This is a genomic window from Agromyces sp. NPDC058484, from assembly GCF_042720415.1.
In the GTDB taxonomy this organism is placed as follows: domain Bacteria; phylum Actinomycetota; class Actinomycetes; order Actinomycetales; family Microbacteriaceae; genus Agromyces.
Genome location: NZ_JBHXMP010000020.1, coordinates 1 through 14,821 on the forward strand (window position 1 = coordinate 1; position 14,821 = coordinate 14,821).

Below are 14,821 nucleotides of genomic sequence, written 5' to 3' on the forward strand. Positions count from 1 at the left end.
TGGGCAGAACTCCTGGCCGCAGATGGGCAGTTCTATTGGCCACCAGCGGGCACTTCTGCTGGCCGCCGATGGGCACTTCCTACTGGCCGTTGACAACGCTGCACTCCTTCTCGAAATGTTCACTTCTTTGAACAGGAGAGTATGATGTTCAATTAATTGATCACACTCCACCTGCGAACAGGCAAGGCGAGGTGAGTTGGATGAGCCTGATCACGTTTCGCGATGCCGTCGAGCGGATGCCGTATAGCAAATCCGAGCTGGCGCGTCGGGCTGACATTTCGCGAACCACTGCGCTTTCAGTGACCGCAGACCAGTCAAGCGCTCGCGTCGACACACTCCGCGAAATGGCGCTCGCGCTTGGATTCGACATCTCCATCGAACTCGGTCGCGCGAGCGAGCCGCTTGCGGCAGCCGCAGCACGCGTCATGCTCGGGGAGACGGCGCTCCGCGACATCCTCGAGGCTCGTGAACTCGACGCGTGGATCGCTCGGCTGGAGCGCTATGTCGACATCAGCTCTGATGAAGGCCCAGACATCCTCGACGTCATCGCCGAAGCGGCTCATGTCGCGGGCGCCCAAGACCGCGAGGGCGCGGTCATGTTAAGCGGCCGCAACGACGCCGACCGGCTGGTCTCGGCCGGACGAGCATCCGGCGCCCGATGGGCGCTCTCGGGGTCGGCTTCGCTCGAGGCACTCGGGGGCGACCCGGGCAAGACCGTCGTGTTCTGGACTGAGGACGCGAAGCACGTCGCGGAGCTGCTCGCCGGCACGCACCGCCAGGTCAAGATCCACACGGCTGCCGACGTGATCGTCGCGCCCGCCCATCCGAGCGTGTTCGCGGGTTCGACGACGATCGAGGATGTGAACCTCGTCACCCCGATGCAAGGGATCATCGACGCAGTGGCAATCGGCGGCATCGACCGAGAGATCGCCGAACAGCTCGTAGGGAGTTGGTGAGCGATGAACGCCCAAACGGATGGGCCGGGCGGCAGTGGCCCCGCGTACGTACGGCGCCCTGCAGGTCGCGCAAGCACAGGGCGGCCGGCGAATCAGCGCGGCACGCTTCCGGGCGACGAACTCACGCGCGCCGAGAAGCTCGATCTGCTCGGCATCGACTGGGACCGGTCGGGTATCGACGCGTCCGTGATCGGCGGGAGCGAAGGCGAACTCGCGGTCGAGCGATCGCTCGCGCGCTTCCGAGCCAACCTGACGGTCATCATCTGGGATGCCGCACGGCTCGAAGGGAACACCTTCACACTCCCCGAGGTGCAGACCCTTCTCAGCGGCGTCACCGTCGAAGGCAAGAGGATCGAGGAACAGCAGCAGGTGCTCGCCCTGAGCGAGGCGTACAACGAGTTGGATCGTCTGGTGCGGTCCGGTGAGTTCAAGCTGACCAAGGATGTCTCGGACAAGCTGCATGGGCTCGTCGCACGTCACGAGGCGATCGAGTCGGGTCGTTTCCGCGGCGAAGGGTCTGCAAACGGCGGCGGGTCGGTGCGGTTGTCGACCGGCGGCGTTGTCGACGGGCGAGCGCACGGCGACGGCGGGTCGCTGCTCGTCGAGGCGTTCAACGACCTGACAGACTACCTCGACGGCGTCGACGACCCTCGTCAGCGGGCGCTGCTCTACGCTGCATCGGCAACGCGGCACCAGTTCTACTTCGACGGCAACAAGCGCACCGCGAAGCTCATGGCTTCGGGCGTGCTCATGTCATCCGGCTTCGACGCGATCTCCGTGCCGTACAGCCGACTGTACGAGCAGAATGTCTCGCTCGACCGGCTCTTCTCGACCGATGACGCGACGAGCTACATGAACCTGCTTGCCGACTGTGCGCGGTGACGCGCTGCCAAGGATCCCGGCTGGTCGAATGCACCTGACGTTCAGGGTCCATGGTCGATCTGGGCGAGTGCGCTGATGACGCCGGCCACACCGTGACCCGACGTGGGAGGCACTGTCAGTCCCCGTCTTGACAGGATCTCCCGCGCATCGCGCGAGTGGAGTGACATGGAGTCATGCCGGGCGAACATCGTCGGCACATCCTGACTGAGAAGGACTTCATGAAAGCCACATTCATGTACGGAGCCGGAGACGTTCGCATCGAGAACGTGCCCGACCCCGTCATCACCGCGCCCACCGATGCCATCGTGCGCGTCATCCGTGCCTGCATCTGCGGCTCGGACCTGCACCCGTATCACTCAATGCCGCACAACGAGCACGGCGTGCCGATGGGGCATGAGCTCATCGGCGTCGTGGAGGAGACCGGCTCGGCCGTCACCACCGTGCGCAAGGGCGACTTCGTGATCGCCCCGTTCGCGATCAGCGACAACACGTGTGCATTCTGCCGGGAAGGCCTGCACACCTCCTGCATCCACGGCTCGTGGTACGGGACGCCGGAGACCGGCGGCCTCCAGGCGGAGCTGTCGCGCATCCCGCTCGCCGACGGATCGCTCGTCAAGGTCCCGGGTGTCGACCTGGCGACCGCCGACGAAGGCCTGCTCGCGTCGCTGCTGACCCTGTCGGACGTCTACCTGACCGGCTACCACGCCGCGCACCTGGGCCAGGTGGAACCCGGCAAGACCGTCACCGTGATCGGTGACGGCGCGGTGGGCCTCTCCGCGGTGCTCGCGTCGAAGCAACTTGGCGCCGAGCGCATCATCCTGATGGGCCGCCACCAGTCCCGCACCGACCTCGGCATCCGGTTCGGCGCGACCGACGTCGTCGCCGAACGTGGCGCCGAGGGTGTCGCGAAGGTCATGGACCTGACCCGTGGCGAAGGCTCCCACATCGTGCTCGAGGCCGTCGGCCACCTGCCTGCCTACGAGCAGGCGTACGGCATCGTCCGGCCCGGCGGGATCATCTCCCGAGTCGGCGTCCCCCAGTACGAGGAGGCCCCGATCGGATTCGGCTCGCTGTTCGGCAAGAACGCGCGCCTGGCCGGCGGACCCGCCCCCGTGCGCGCCTACCTCGAGCCCGCCATCGCGCGGGTACTGAACGGCGAGATCAACCCCGGCCTGGTCTTCGACCGCACCGTGACGCTCGACGACGTGCCCGCCGGCTACGCCGCGATGGACAACCGCGAAGCGCTCAAGGTCATGGTCACCGCCTGACCCTGGCCCCCTGATCCCCGGCGCGGCCGCCGACGTTCCTCCCCCAAACGGTCGACGGTCGCGCCGGTTCTGCGTTCCCGGCCATCAGCATTCCCGCCCTTCAGAAGGAGCACCACGATGACGACCACCGGCTCGGTCGCGGTTGCGGCGCCCGCCGACACCCGCCGGACGGAGCCCCGCGTACTGAGTCGATCCACCACATTCGGGCTGGTGTCGGCGGCGCTCGTGCTCGTGTTCGCGTCATCCGGCAGCCCCATCCCGCTGTACAACACCTACCGCGTCGCCGACGGCATCGACGACGCCGCACTCGCCGCGACCACGGTCACCTAGCTGGCCGTCACAGCGCTGTCGCTGCTGCTGCTCGGCCGCCTGTCCGACCACCTCGGTCGAAAGCCAGTTGCGACGACGGCAGCGGTCGCCATCCGTCGCACCAGAACTGGAGAATGAACGATGAACATCGAACCCACCCGCCCCACGATCAAGAACCCGCCCGAGCAGTTCGCCGGCGATGTCTGGGTCGACATGATCGCCCTCCCCCACGAGGAGGATCAGCGGATGACCGTCGCAACGGTGCGCTTCGCACCCAGTGCGCGCACGGCGTGGCACTCGCACGCGCGCGGACAGTACCTGCACGTGACGCAGGGCGTGGCCCGCTTCGGGCACCGAGACGGCACCGTCATCGAGGTGCACGCCGGACAGACCCTGTACACCCCGCCCGGCGAAGACCACTGGCACGCCGCAGCACCGGGATCCTTCATGGAGCACCTCGCGATGCTCGAGGCCGGGGATGACCCGGCCACGACCACCGTCTGGAAAGAACACATCACCGACGACGAGTACGACGGGCGCCCCGGCGCCTGAGAGAAGAGAAGGGGACCGACATGGCCACGTGGACAGATGCAGAACTCCGGCAACTGGATGACGCGCACGAGGTGAGGGTCGCCGGCCGCCGCGCCGACGGGTCCTCGCGCACCCCGAAGATCGTGTGGCACGTCGTCGTGGACGGCAACCTGTACCTGCGATCGGTCTATGGCACCGAGGGGCAGTGGTACAAGGGTGTCGCCCGGCACTTCGAGGGATTCCTGCGCTGGGATTCGGCGACCCGCGCCGTGATCTACACGCTCGACGGTTCCCACGACGACGCGATCGACGCGGCATACTTCGCCAAGTACGGCAACGGGGCGCCCAGCCGCTCGATCACCACCGCGGCCGCGCGCGAGACCACACTGCGGGTCGACCCCCGGTGACGCATGGCGAAGCAGGTTCTCGCCGCAGGCAGCGAGTGAGTGCGTCGCCGTTGCACGCCATCGTCGTCGGGGGTTCACTCGCGGGGCTCGCGGCGACCCTCGCGCTCGCTCGCGTGGGGGTGCGGGTCACCGTTCTCGAACGCTCTGGACCGCAGCCCAGGTCGGGCGGCGCCGTCGGTGTGGACCAGGACCACCTCGAGCGGATCACCGGCATCCCCGCGGCCGATCCCGGCCGGCGCGGCTCCGCGCCCGAGTCGTGGAGCGGACTGCATCAACGGCTCAGGCGAGCGGCCGAGGCATCCCATCTCGTACGCATCGTGGATCACACCACCGTGACCGGTATCCGGCAGAGCGAGGATCACGTCACCGTGTTCGCAGACGGTGAGCAGTGGCACGCGGATGTCGTGGTCGGTGCAGACGGACACCGGAGCGTCGTGCGGCGCACCGTGGCGCCCGACCACACCGAAGCCAGATTCGCCGGCTACGGGCTGTGGTTGGGGATCGCCGCAGAGTCCGCTGTCGCCGGCCTTCGACCATGGCCTGCGGATGCCGACATCCTGGGCGCCGACGACGCCGTGCTCATCGGATATCCGCTCGAGGGCGAGGACGGCCGTCGACGAGAGGGCACCCGCCGCTTGGGCTGGGCGTGGTTCGACCCGACGCGGAACGCACTGCTTCGAGACCGTGGAGCGGTGCGCGACGGCGTCGTGCGGCACTCGGTCCGTGCGGAGGATGTGCCGTCGCGCACGCTCGACGAACTCGGCCGCTCCGCGTCGCAGTGGCCCGAGCCCTGGCGCGCCGCGATCCGCGACAGCATCCGGCGTCGCTCTGTCACGGGCACCCCTATCGCCGAATACGTGCCCCGCCGACTCGTGGCCGGTCGGGTCGCGCTCGTCGGAAATGCGGCGCACGTGCCGACACCGATGACCGGCCGCGGGTTCGACACATCGCTCGACGACGCGGCATCCCTCGCCGAGATCCTCGACGGGGCCGCGAACGACGACGTGCCGCGCGCGTTGGAGCAGTACGAGTTCGAGCGTCTGGAGCCGTCCCGGGCGATGGTGCGATCGGGACAGTCGTTCAGCGAGTGGTTCGGTCGCAGCTGACCTTCGGTCGTGGCATCCATCACCTGCTGCCGACTGCTCGCCCAGCGCGATGGCACGGTCAAGCTCAACTCACCGCTGCCACCGGGTCGGTGATCGACAAACCCAAGTGTTCGGCAACCGTCTTCATCGTGGCGTCGTGACTGGCGACCGTCACCGGAGCACCGATCAGGAGCGCGGTCGCCAGATGGAGTGCGTCGAGGGTCTTGATGTGCCGCTCGAAGGACTCGGCGACGGTGTGCGTCTCCCGCGTGATCTCCAGCATGCCGACGCGGTCGAGTAGCGGTGCTCCGTCAGCGAGCGATCTGCCGTCGCGCCGCAGTACGCGGATCACCTCGGTCCGCAGGAGGCGAGAAGAAACGTATGTCGTCTCCGGCGTCTGCATCCACGACTGCAGCCGCGTTCGCTCAGGCACATCCAGAATCGTGCGGAGCGCGATCGAGGTGCGTTCATCACCGGCAGCGACATCCTCATCGATGGCGGCGGCACCGCCTCGCACTTCTACGGCGCCCTCGCCGGCCTCGCCCCCACTCCGAAAGCGTGAGGAAGGGTGCGTCGGGCTCAATAGTCTGGGGTCCAGGTCTGTGCACGGATGCCGCATCGCGGCATGATGATCGCGTGGGTGAGGGTCGATGGTGACGGAACGCAGCCGACGCATGGATGCACTTCGCACGCGGCTGAGCGGAGGCGTCGGTGCGGCGGCGCTGCTGCTTCTGGCAACAGTGCTCGCGCTGATCTGGGTCAACTCGCCGTTCGGCGACACGTACGACGCGTTCTGGCACACCGAACTGGGCGTGAGCATCGGCGACCTCGAACTCTCGTTGACGCTGCAGCACTGGGTCAACGACGGACTGATGACCTTCTTCTTCCTCATCGTCGGATTCGAGGTCAAGCAAGAACTGGTGCTCGGGGAGCTTGCTGACCCGAGACGGGCCGCAGTACCGGCCATCGCCGCGCTGGTCGGACTCGCTGTTCCGGCGCTCGTGTACGTCGCGTTCAACCTCTCCGATGGCGAGGTCGGCGCGTGGGGAGTGGTGATCTCCACCGATACCGCGTTCGTGATCGGCATCCTGGCGCTGCTGGGCAGAGCAGTGCCGTCGCAGCTGCGGGTGTTCCTGCTGGCCGTCGCGATCGGCGACGACGTGGGCGCGCTGACGGTGATCGCGGTGTTCTACTCGGAGGATCTCAACCTGCTCGCGTTGGCGGTCGCTGCCGCCGGTCTGCTGGTGATGGTCGGGCTGCGGGAGTTGCGGGTGTGGCGGGGGCCGGCATACCTCGTTGTGGGGACAGTGTCGTGGGTGGCGTTGTACCTCTCGGGTGTGCACCCCACGCTGCTCGGGGTCGCTGTCGCGCTGATCACCCCGGCCTACCTGCCTCGCCGTGGTGAGGTGGAGGATGCTGCCCGCCGCACCCGGATGTACGCGCAGTCACCGAATGCGGGGTACGCGCGGGCCGCACGATTGTCGATCGAGCGGTCCACGCCGCCAGGCCCGCGCCAGAGGGAGCTCTGGCAGCCCTGGGTGAGTTTCGTCTTCGTTCCGCTGTTCGCACTGGCCAACGCGGGGGTGCCACTGTCGGCCGAGACACTGGCGGAATCGCTGACGTCTCCGATCACGCTCGGCGTCGTCGTCGGTCTCGTGGTGGGCAAGCTCATCGGCATCACGCTGGGGACCTGGTCGGCGGTCGCCCTCCGATTGGGCACGCTCGCTCCGGGCATCCGCCGGATGCACGTGATCGGCGGGGCGGCGCTGTCGGGGATCGGATTCACGATTTCGCTGTTCATCATCGATCTGGCCTTCACCGACGACCGGCTCGCGAATCAGGCGAGGGTCGGTGTGCTCGCGGCATCCGTCATCGCAGGCATCCTCGGCAGCGTGCTGCTGCGGGTGGCGGCGCGCCGCCATCCGGTGGAGGCCGGTCCGCGGCTGCTAGACCCACCGGTCGATGCCGAGCGCGACCACATCCGGGGCCCGGTCGATGCGCCGCTCACGCTGGTCGGGTACGGCGACTTCGAGGCACCCTACCGGGGATGGGGCGCGGTCGACGAACTGCAGGAACGTCTGGGCGATCGGTTCCGGTATGTGTTCCGTCATGCTCCGCAGCCCGGTGTGCACCCGCAGGCGGAACTGGCGGCAGAAGCCGCCGAGGCCGCTGCGGCGCAGGGGCGCTTCTGGGAGATGCACGATCGCCTCTACACGCACCAGGACCAGCTCAGCGCCAACGATATGGTCGCTCACGCCGCCGCTCTCGGCCTTGACCTGCCGCGCTTCACCCGCGACCTCGGCTCGGGGCGATTCGCGCGGCACGTGCGCCACGATGTGGAGTCCGCTCAGGCCAGTGGCGTGTCCGGATTTCCCGCGTTCTACATCGGGGGCCGTCTGCACACCGGCGAGCACGATGCGCGCACCCTCGCCGCGGCGCTGCTCGCGGCGGAGGGGGCGACTCCGGCCGAGCAGCGTGCCGTGACGGCTTCCTTCGTCGCCGTTGTTCCCCGCCCGTCGATGGCGACGACTGAGTGGGATCCGGCCGCCCTGCTGGATGACCTGCCGCCTGACCTGCCGGAAACACCCGACTCCGGCGGCGATCAGCCGCGCCTGACCGACGAGCAGCTGGCCCGGCTCACCGGTATCGGCGAGCATCGCGACGTCGCCCGGGGCGACATCCTGTACCGCCCCGGCGATCCCGGCTACGACTTCTATGTCGTGCTGGCCGGCGCCGTCGCCGTTCTTGCCGATCCGGAGGATCGGAAGCGCATCGTCCGGATCCATGGTCCACGGCGATTCCTCGGGGCCCTCGACCTGTTCGATCAGACCACCGTTCAGCGGACCGCCGTCGTCATCCGCGACGGATCGGTGCTGCGGCTGACCATCGAGCAGCTTCGCGAAGTCCTCGCCGCGGACGACGAGCTGCGCGAGCTCGTGCAGCGCGCCTATCTCATCCGCCACGCGATCGGCCTCGAGAACATCGCCGATGTGCGCATCGTCGGGCACGTCGACAACCCGCAAGCCCGCCGCCTGCGCGAATGGGCCGACGCCAACGGCCTGTCCTCCGTGGTCATCGATCTCGACAGCGGCGATGCCGCCGAGGCTTACATGACGAAGCTCGGGCTTGTCGATTCCGACCTGCCGGTGGTCGTGTGCCCGCGTGCGGGAGCCGTGCTTCGCGATCCTGACGAGACGCAGCTGCGCGAAGCACTGCAGGGCGACAAGAAGTGAGTATGGCGACGTTCTCGCCGCTCGATCAGACAAGGGTTCACCGTCAGATCAGACGATGGAGTGCGCGTCCGTCTCGTTCGTCGTCTCGTGGCTGGCCGCCCAGGAGGCGAGCAGCTTGAGCGCGTCCGCGGTCGGCGACCCGGCGGGCGCCGTGTACACGTTCATCACGAGACCCGGTTCACTGGGCAGATCCATCGACTCGTAGTTCAGGTCGAGGTCGCCCACGACGGGATGGTGGAGCCGCTTGACGCCGCTGCGGTGGAACATGACATCGCGCGATGCCCACCGCTGACGGAACAGTTCGCTGCGCGTGGACAGCTCCCCCACCAACTGCACGAGCGCCTGATCGTTCGGGTTGCGACCCGCCTCGAGGCGCAGCATCGCCGCCGCGTCGTTCGCGATGGTGTCGTAGTCGCGGAAGAAGTCGCGGGCCGCGGGATTCAGGTAGACGAACCGCGTGGTGTTGGCGGGTCGGCGCGGGTCGTCGAAGACCGGCGCATACAGCGCCCTGCCCAGACGGTTCGCGGCCACGATGTCGTGTCGGCCGTTGCGCACCCACGCGGGCGCGTCGGTCATGGCGTCCAGCACCTGCTGCACGGCCGGCTTCACCGATGTCGCGGGATTCTTCGCCCGGCGCCGCGGTGCCGGGCCTGCGGCGCGGGCGAGATCGAAGAGGTACTCGCGCTCGGCCTCGTCGAGCTGCAGCGTCCGTGCCAGGGCATCGAGCACGCTGTCGGATGCCCCGGCGAGGTTGCCGCGCTCGAGGCGCACGTAGTAGTCCACCGAGACGCCCGCCATCATGGCGACCTCCTCACGGCGCAGCCCCGCCACTCGCCGGTTGCCGCCGTAGGCCGGAAGGCCCGCCTCCTCGGGTGAGATCCGCGCACGCCGGGAACTCAGGAACTCCCTGACCTCTGCTCGTGTGTCGCTCATGTCTTCACGGTAGATCGATCCCGCGCGTTGCGGGAGGGTCTGCCAGTACCCCGATGCGGCCAGGCGAGAGCGGCGACGGTGTTACGGCGCACACGTCGGCGACCTGTGCGCGAACAGTGATTCTCCACCTCCTGAGCCACGCAGGATGAGTCGCCGCCGGCCCCCTCCGGAAGAGGAACTCGTCGGCGAGGCGATCCCCTCGCGCTTGTGGCGGTCAGTGGTGAACGACCGTTAGTCCGACCAGGTCCGTCGGTGGCGCCGGCAGCACGGTCAACCCGCCTTCCTCGCAGGCGTCGAAGCCGTCGATTGGGTTGGAGTCGACCGGTCGGCGATCATCGGGCCCTGCCGGGCCGAACACGGCCCAGGAGGTCGCATCGAAGTAGGAGAAGCGGCCGCGGTAGTGCACGCCACCGAAGCCGGCGTCGTCGAATGCTCGTGCCCACGCCTGGGGAACGCTGTAGTCGCTCATCGAAGTCAGTTCCGCCGTGATCGGATACCCACCGACTCCGGGCGATTCGAGATCCGCCGCCCGCAGCCTCCGAGGCAGCTCCAAGCGGGAGACGACCATCTTCTCGGCATCTTCGGGAGCGGCGATCCGCCGGGCCGCGAACTGCTCCCCCAGGCGCTCGCGCACCGCGGCCCCAACGGTGTTCGCCAAGTAGCAGGTGCCGCGCTCGCCAGCCAGGTCGAAACGACCCTCGCCGCTGTTGGAGAAGTGCCAGGGACCGATGCCGCGGCTGTGTGCCCGGTACACCGGATCCCTCGAGGAGAGCACAGGGAAGTCGGCCAGGTCCAGACCGGCGGGCGGCGGTGCCTGGATGACGTTCTGACGGCTCACTGAGCGCGCCGGTCGATGTCCGCGTGCGCGAGCTGCATGACGCGATCACCGTTACCGCGATGCAGCAGCTCGGCGGGTGTGCGCTCGCCGAACGCAGGCACGGGAGTGTTGAGCCAGAGGGCCTGGGTCCACGGGCTCTCCATCTGCTTGCGCAGGATCGGGAGTACCTCGCGGAGGCGGGGAAGCAACTGGCCGCTGTCGGAGAATTGAAAGCGCGGGTAGAGCATGCGCCGGCCGACCATCACTGCCAGCAGGTCGCCACGCGCGACGGCGTTCGAGACGTTCTGCCGGTTGCCGTAGTTCAGCCATGTGACCACGCCCGCCGTGTCGAGGAATGGCCCGACGGCTCGGTCCCACTCGTTGCGAGCTCGGCGGGAGGCAACGAAGCGCGACGCGACTTCCTCCGGAGACTCGTCATCTGTCAGTCGGAGGTCCTCCTCGGGCATCGCCTCGAGCCGCCGCTCGACCGCTGCGATGACTTGCAGCTTGAACGACTCGTGGGCCCGCCGTCGCTCTTGCGTTTCCATGGCACTCTCCGTCAAAGTTGTCAACTTCCACGCTACGCGCGATCGTCAAAGTTGTCAAAGGTCTGTCGGCGTCGCCGTCGCCGCGGTCGTCGAGCAGCAGCGCGGCGAGCTCGCGACGTGGGCCGTGTCGAGCACGTACGCAGTGCCGAACAGGTCGACGTGCACGATCCGCTCCGGTGAGACTTGGGTCGGGGAGACGCCGGCGGCATGGATGACGCGCACGGATTCTCCTTGAGGTGATGGATGTCGCTTCTCGCACGACCATTCGGACATGCTCGCCTTGCACGCGCCCGTTAACCTAGGGGGATGAGCACCGCCACACCGTCGAGTGTCGCCCTGCGGGAGGTCATCGACGCGCGCCGCCCCGAGCTCGACCTTCTGCTGGCGAAGTTTGCCGCGCGGAATCCGCGACTGTTCGGCTCCGTGGCACGCGGCAACGCGAACGAGAGCAGCGACATCGACATCCTTGTCGACATGGACCCCTCGGACGGGAACCTGCTCATGCGAGCCAGCGGAGGAAACCCGGCAGCTGTACGGGCGGGAGGACATCGACATCTTCCCGGAGCAGCTCCTCAAGCGACCGATCTCGGAGACAGCGCTCGCCGACGCGGTGGATCTGTGACCATCATCGGCGAAGCTGTCGCCCACCTCCCGGCGGAGATCACCGATGCCCACCCGGAGATCGCGTGGCCCCAGATCCGCGGCTTCCGCAACATCCTGGTTCACCAATACTTCGGCGTCGATGTCGACACGGTCCGGGATGTGATCGAGTCCCATCTCCCCGCGTTGGAGACGGCGCTTCGCGCTCACGTCACCGAGTAACGAACTCGCTCAAGACCGTGCCATCGACCCGGGTTGCGTGCGAAGAATCTCCTGACGTCAGCTTCGTGCTGCAATTCCTCCACAGGGCGAGGTTGGTTCGCGTTGTACCCAATCTGTCGGGTGCGGCAAGTCCCGCCGGATCTGCCACGGGATGATCGCCGCATGGGAATCCGCTACTACGCATACGCCTTCGACCCTGAGCTCACACAGCGGGCGGTCGATGACCCGCACAGCATCCTGTCCACCGACCCACTCGCCGACGCATGGGGTTTGGAGCCGCACGCGAGCGTGAGTGTCGCGACCTTCGAGCAGGTTTCGCCGAAGCGCGACATGCTCTACCTCGACAAGGCCTGGTCTGCTCTGCAGTCCCTCACGCGCCCGACGTCCGACGATGCCGCCGCTGGCTCGTCATACCGCATGTTCGAGGGCAGCGTGACGATGCACGACATGGGTTGGGACCCATGGGTGAGGACGATCCTCCCGGAGGAGGTGCCCTCGATTCGTGACGACCTCTGCGCAATGGACGAGTTCCGGGTGCGGTCGTGGGCGCGTACCTGGCGGAGCCGGCACGGAGCGGACGATGACTCCGAGCTTCGATACGTCCTCGACTACCTCAGGCGAGCGCAGGAGTTCGTCGAGTCGCTCGCGGCGGATGGCCGCGGAATGGTCTACCTCATCGGGTGACCTGCAGACGTGGGTGGCGGCCTGTTCGCGTCGGCTGATGTCGGTGGTCCGAGGGTAGGCAGATGGCTGCGCCGCCGGGAGGTACTGCCAGTACCCGGAACGACCGTGACTGGCTCGGATGCCGCGACGGGCGTGTGATGGATATCGGGACGCGGAGCGCCGCCCACCCCGACGAAAGGAATCACCACCCCATGCGAACAACAGTCGACTACGGAACCGGCGAGGTGCGGACCCTGAACAACGGCGTCGTCATGCCGGCGCTCGGCTTCGGCGTCTTCCAGACCCCACCCGAGGTCACGACCCGCGCCGTCGAGACCGCACTCGAGACCGGCTACCGCTTGATCGACACCGCGGCCGCGTACGGCAACGAGCGCCAGGTCGGCGACGCGATCCGCAACTCGGGGATCGCCCGCGACGAGGTCTTCATCGAGACCAAGGTGTGGATCAGCGACTACGGCTTCGACGAGACGTTGCACGCGTTCGACAAGAGCGCCCGCAAGCTCGGCGTCGACTCAATCGACCTGTTCATCCTGCATCAGGCACTGCCCGGTGAGTTCGACAAGACGGTCGATGCCTACCGTGCGCTCGAGCGGCTGGTCACTGACGGCCGGGTGCGCGCCGTCGGCGTCAGCAACTTCATGCCGGGCCACCTCACGGATCTGCTCGAGCGCACCGAGATCGTGCCCGCCGTCAACCAGGTCGAGGTGCACCCCTACTTCGCCCAGCCCGCTCTTCAGGAGGCGAACGCCGAGCGCGGCATCCTCACGCAGGCGTGGTCGCCCATCGGCGGCATCACCTCGTATCGCGGCGACAGCGAGCGGAGTACGTTCACCGACCCGTTGATCCTCGGCATCGCCGAGCAGTACGGCAAGTCCGCCGCGCAGGTGATGCTGCGCTGGCACCTGCAGCAGGGCCGCTCCGCGATCCCCAAGTCGGTGCGCGCCGAACGCATCGCCGAGAACTTCGACGTCTTCGACTTCGAGCTCACCGCCGAACAGCTCGCCGCCGTCGACCGCCTCGACACCGGCGTGCGGGGCGGCCCCGAGCCCGAGGACATCACCCTCGAGACGTTCGGCCTGGTCATCCCCGAGGCCTGAGATCGCGTCATCCGCCAGGCCGAACCGGAAGGAGGGCACCGTGGATCGGGACATCCCGAAGATCAGTCGGCGAGCGCTGCTGCAGCACACCCTGTTCACCGGCTCGGCCGCCGCGGCGGCCGTGCTGCTGAGCAGCTGCACGCCGGCCTTCGTGCGCCCACCGGTCGCGACTCCCGAACCGACGGCGGCGCCGACGACACCTGCGCCCACGGCGACGCCGGCCGGGGCATCCGTGCTCGTCGTGTTCTTCTCGCGAGCCGGCGAGAACTACTCCTATGGCGATCGCATCGACCTCGAGGTCGGCAACACCGAGGTACTGGCCGGCAAGCTCAGCGCGCTCATCGACTGCGACGTCTACGAGATCGAGGCGGCAGAGCCCTACTCCGACAGTTACGACGAGACGCGCGATCGGAACGTGCGCGAGCAGGACACCGACGCACGCCCCGCGATCGCGAACCTGATCACGTCGATCGAGCAGTACCAGACCATCCTCGTCGGCAGTCCGATCTGGAACGTGCGGCCCCCGATGATCATGTCGACGTTCGCCGAGAGCTTCGACTTCACCGGCAAGCTGGTCCACCCGTTCGTCACCTACGCGGTCAGCGGCCTCGGCAGCACCGAGCGAACCTACGCCGAGCTCCTGCCCACGGCGACCTTCGGCGAGGCTCTCGCGGTGCAGGGTGAGATCGTCGCCCAGTCGGATGCCGACGCCGAAGCCTGGCTGCGCCGGATCGGGCTGCTCGCATGACCTGCACAGACCAACGCTCCGCGCTTCGGCACGCGATCTCGCTCGCCGGCCGGATGCCCCGGCGAGTCGTCGCGCTGCGTCGCCCGCGTTGGATGCGCGGGCCGCGCCTGCCGAACCCGGTACACGCGCCCCGGTTGCAGACGGAACGCCTGGTGTTGCGGCCGCACCGACTCTCGGATGCACCAGCCTGGTTCGCATTGCAGTCGGACCCGCGCGTCATCGAGTTCCTTCCGTGGCCTCTGCGCAATCGACGCGAGTCGCTCCGGCATCTCGCGCACCGCATACGCCACGTGCGGCTCGAGCAGAACGACGACTTCCTCGCGCTCGGCGTCGAGCTCGACGGCATCCTGATCGGTGACGTGTCGCTGCACCTTCGTGACATCGACCCGGAGCGCCATGCAGAGATCGGGTGGATCATCGGTTCGCGGCGAGGGATGCCACACGGAGTTCCGATCGGGCATCGCGATGGTGCACGCGCGGGCCGTCGTTGACGCACGGTCA

18 protein-coding genes and 1 pseudogene are annotated in these 14,821 nt (G+C 67.8%); 14 read left to right on the forward strand and 5 right to left on the reverse strand.

What is annotated here, in order from left to right:
* Positions 1-344 precede the first annotated feature (344 nt).
* The 7 genes from ACFWN7_RS15080 to ACFWN7_RS15110 all read left to right on the forward strand — a co-directional run bounded on the left by ACFWN7_RS15080 (position 345) and on the right by ACFWN7_RS15110 (position 5,459).
* A complete protein-coding gene (locus tag ACFWN7_RS15080) occupies positions 345-956 on the forward strand; it encodes a hypothetical protein (RefSeq protein WP_376939657.1) in 612 nt (203 codons plus the stop codon).
* Positions 957-959: 3 nt separating this feature from the next.
* Positions 960-1,838: a hypothetical protein gene (locus tag ACFWN7_RS15085; RefSeq protein WP_376939658.1), complete on the forward strand. Its 879-nt coding sequence runs from the start codon at positions 960-962 to the stop codon at positions 1,836-1,838.
* Positions 1,839-2,056: 218 nt separating this feature from the next.
* The gene (locus tag ACFWN7_RS15090) at positions 2,057-3,106 is read left to right on the forward strand and encodes an alcohol dehydrogenase catalytic domain-containing protein (RefSeq protein ID WP_376939659.1); all 1,050 of its coding nucleotides are present in this window, start codon (positions 2,057-2,059) and stop codon (positions 3,104-3,106) included.
* A 117-nt stretch (positions 3,107-3,223) separates the two neighbouring features.
* Positions 3,224-3,436 carry a hypothetical protein gene (locus tag ACFWN7_RS15095; protein WP_376939660.1) on the forward strand — a complete coding sequence of 71 codons (213 nt, stop codon included), beginning with the start codon at positions 3,224-3,226 and terminating at the stop codon, positions 3,434-3,436.
* Between the two features lie 120 nt (positions 3,437-3,556).
* The gene (locus ACFWN7_RS15100) at positions 3,557-3,967 is read left to right on the forward strand and encodes a cupin domain-containing protein (protein ID WP_376939661.1); all 411 of its coding nucleotides are present in this window, start codon (positions 3,557-3,559) and stop codon (positions 3,965-3,967) included.
* A 20-nt stretch (positions 3,968-3,987) separates the two neighbouring features.
* On the forward strand, positions 3,988-4,353 hold the full coding sequence (locus ACFWN7_RS15105; protein ID WP_376939662.1) for a DUF2255 family protein: 366 nt from the start codon (positions 3,988-3,990) through the stop codon (positions 4,351-4,353).
* Between the two features lie 35 nt (positions 4,354-4,388).
* Complete coding sequence (locus ACFWN7_RS15110; RefSeq protein WP_376939663.1) at positions 4,389-5,459, forward strand: FAD-dependent monooxygenase; 1,071 nt, start codon at positions 4,389-4,391, stop codon at positions 5,457-5,459.
* 64 nt (positions 5,460-5,523) lie between these two features.
* Here ACFWN7_RS15110 and ACFWN7_RS15115 read toward each other — a convergent pair whose 3' ends face one another.
* Entirely contained in the window at positions 5,524-6,114 is a 591-nt protein-coding gene (locus ACFWN7_RS15115; protein ID WP_376939664.1) for a PIN domain-containing protein, read from the reverse strand.
* On the opposite strand from ACFWN7_RS15115, the gene nhaA reads away from it, so the two are divergent.
* Complete coding sequence (nhaA, locus tag ACFWN7_RS15120) at positions 6,113-8,671, forward strand: Na+/H+ antiporter NhaA (protein ID WP_376939665.1); 2,559 nt, start codon at positions 6,113-6,115, stop codon at positions 8,669-8,671. The genes ACFWN7_RS15115 and nhaA overlap by 2 nt on opposite strands.
* Before the next feature lie 48 nt (positions 8,672-8,719).
* Here the strand turns inward: nhaA and ACFWN7_RS15125 are convergent, their stop codons facing one another.
* The 4 genes from ACFWN7_RS15125 to ACFWN7_RS15140 all read right to left on the reverse strand — a co-directional run bounded on the left by ACFWN7_RS15125 (position 8,720) and on the right by ACFWN7_RS15140 (position 11,191).
* The gene (locus tag ACFWN7_RS15125; protein WP_376939666.1) at positions 8,720-9,604 is read right to left on the reverse strand and encodes a helix-turn-helix transcriptional regulator; all 885 of its coding nucleotides are present in this window, start codon (positions 9,602-9,604) and stop codon (positions 8,720-8,722) included.
* Positions 9,605-9,818: 214 nt separating this feature from the next.
* Positions 9,819-10,442 (reverse strand): RES family NAD+ phosphorylase, encoded by a 624-nt coding sequence (locus tag ACFWN7_RS15130; RefSeq protein WP_376939667.1) that lies wholly within the window; start codon positions 10,440-10,442, stop codon positions 9,819-9,821.
* Complete coding sequence (locus ACFWN7_RS15135) at positions 10,439-10,984, reverse strand: hypothetical protein (RefSeq protein ID WP_376939668.1); 546 nt, start codon at positions 10,982-10,984, stop codon at positions 10,439-10,441. Before ACFWN7_RS15135 ends, ACFWN7_RS15130 begins: the two co-directional genes overlap by 4 nt.
* A gap of 39 nt (positions 10,985-11,023) precedes the next feature.
* Positions 11,024-11,191: a hypothetical protein gene (locus tag ACFWN7_RS15140; protein ID WP_376939669.1), complete on the reverse strand. Its 168-nt coding sequence runs from the start codon at positions 11,189-11,191 to the stop codon at positions 11,024-11,026.
* A gap of 84 nt (positions 11,192-11,275) precedes the next feature.
* On the opposite strand from ACFWN7_RS15140, the pseudogene ACFWN7_RS15145 reads away from it, so the two are divergent.
* From ACFWN7_RS15145 to ACFWN7_RS15170, 6 genes and pseudogenes are all read left to right on the forward strand, one after another.
* Positions 11,276-11,422 (forward strand): annotated as a pseudogene (locus ACFWN7_RS15145) (nucleotidyltransferase); the annotation flags it as partial.
* Positions 11,423-11,587: 165 nt separating this feature from the next.
* On the forward strand, positions 11,588-11,791 hold the full coding sequence (locus tag ACFWN7_RS15150) for a DUF86 domain-containing protein (RefSeq protein WP_376939736.1): 204 nt from the start codon (positions 11,588-11,590) through the stop codon (positions 11,789-11,791).
* A 162-nt stretch (positions 11,792-11,953) separates the two neighbouring features.
* Positions 11,954-12,475 carry a DUF1877 family protein gene (locus ACFWN7_RS15155; RefSeq protein ID WP_376939670.1) on the forward strand — a complete coding sequence of 174 codons (522 nt, stop codon included), beginning with the start codon at positions 11,954-11,956 and terminating at the stop codon, positions 12,473-12,475.
* Positions 12,476-12,666: 191 nt separating this feature from the next.
* Positions 12,667-13,572, forward strand: coding sequence for an aldo/keto reductase (locus ACFWN7_RS15160; protein ID WP_376939671.1), 906 nt, complete (start codon positions 12,667-12,669; stop codon positions 13,570-13,572).
* 40 nt (positions 13,573-13,612) lie between these two features.
* Entirely contained in the window at positions 13,613-14,320 is a 708-nt protein-coding gene (locus ACFWN7_RS15165) for a flavodoxin (RefSeq protein WP_376939672.1), read from the forward strand.
* Positions 14,317-14,811, forward strand: coding sequence for a GNAT family N-acetyltransferase (locus ACFWN7_RS15170; RefSeq protein WP_376939673.1), 495 nt, complete (start codon positions 14,317-14,319; stop codon positions 14,809-14,811). The genes ACFWN7_RS15165 and ACFWN7_RS15170 overlap by 4 nt, the downstream gene beginning before the upstream one ends.
* Positions 14,812-14,821 lie beyond the last annotated feature (10 nt).

Excerpts from the sequence above, each read along its gene's own strand:
- ACFWN7_RS15090 (WP_376939659.1), top strand. The coding sequence starts at position 2,057 with ATGAAAGCCACATTCATGTACGGAGCCGGAGACGTTCGCATCGAGAAC.
- ACFWN7_RS15095 (WP_376939660.1), top strand. The coding sequence starts at position 3,224 with ATGACGACCACCGGCTCGGTCGCGGTTGCGGCGCCCGCCGACACCCGC.
- ACFWN7_RS15085 (WP_376939658.1), top strand. The coding sequence starts at position 960 with ATGAACGCCCAAACGGATGGGCCGGGCGGCAGTGGCCCCGCGTACGTA.
- ACFWN7_RS15100 (WP_376939661.1), top strand. The coding sequence starts at position 3,557 with ATGAACATCGAACCCACCCGCCCCACGATCAAGAACCCGCCCGAGCAG.
- ACFWN7_RS15080 (WP_376939657.1), top strand. The coding sequence starts at position 345 with ATGGCGCTCGCGCTTGGATTCGACATCTCCATCGAACTCGGTCGCGCG.
- ACFWN7_RS15160 (WP_376939671.1), top strand. The coding sequence starts at position 12,667 with ATGCGAACAACAGTCGACTACGGAACCGGCGAGGTGCGGACCCTGAAC.
- ACFWN7_RS15170 (WP_376939673.1), top strand. The coding sequence starts at position 14,317 with ATGACCTGCACAGACCAACGCTCCGCGCTTCGGCACGCGATCTCGCTC.
- ACFWN7_RS15105 (WP_376939662.1), top strand. The coding sequence starts at position 3,988 with ATGGCCACGTGGACAGATGCAGAACTCCGGCAACTGGATGACGCGCAC.
- nhaA (WP_376939665.1), top strand. The coding sequence starts at position 6,113 with ATGGATGCACTTCGCACGCGGCTGAGCGGAGGCGTCGGTGCGGCGGCG.
- ACFWN7_RS15125 (WP_376939666.1), bottom strand. The coding sequence starts at position 9,604 with ATGAGCGACACACGAGCAGAGGTCAGGGAGTTCCTGAGTTCCCGGCGT.
- ACFWN7_RS15155 (WP_376939670.1), top strand. The coding sequence starts at position 11,954 with ATGGGAATCCGCTACTACGCATACGCCTTCGACCCTGAGCTCACACAG.
- ACFWN7_RS15115 (WP_376939664.1), bottom strand. The coding sequence starts at position 6,114 with ATGCGTCGGCTGCGTTCCGTCACCATCGACCCTCACCCACGCGATCAT.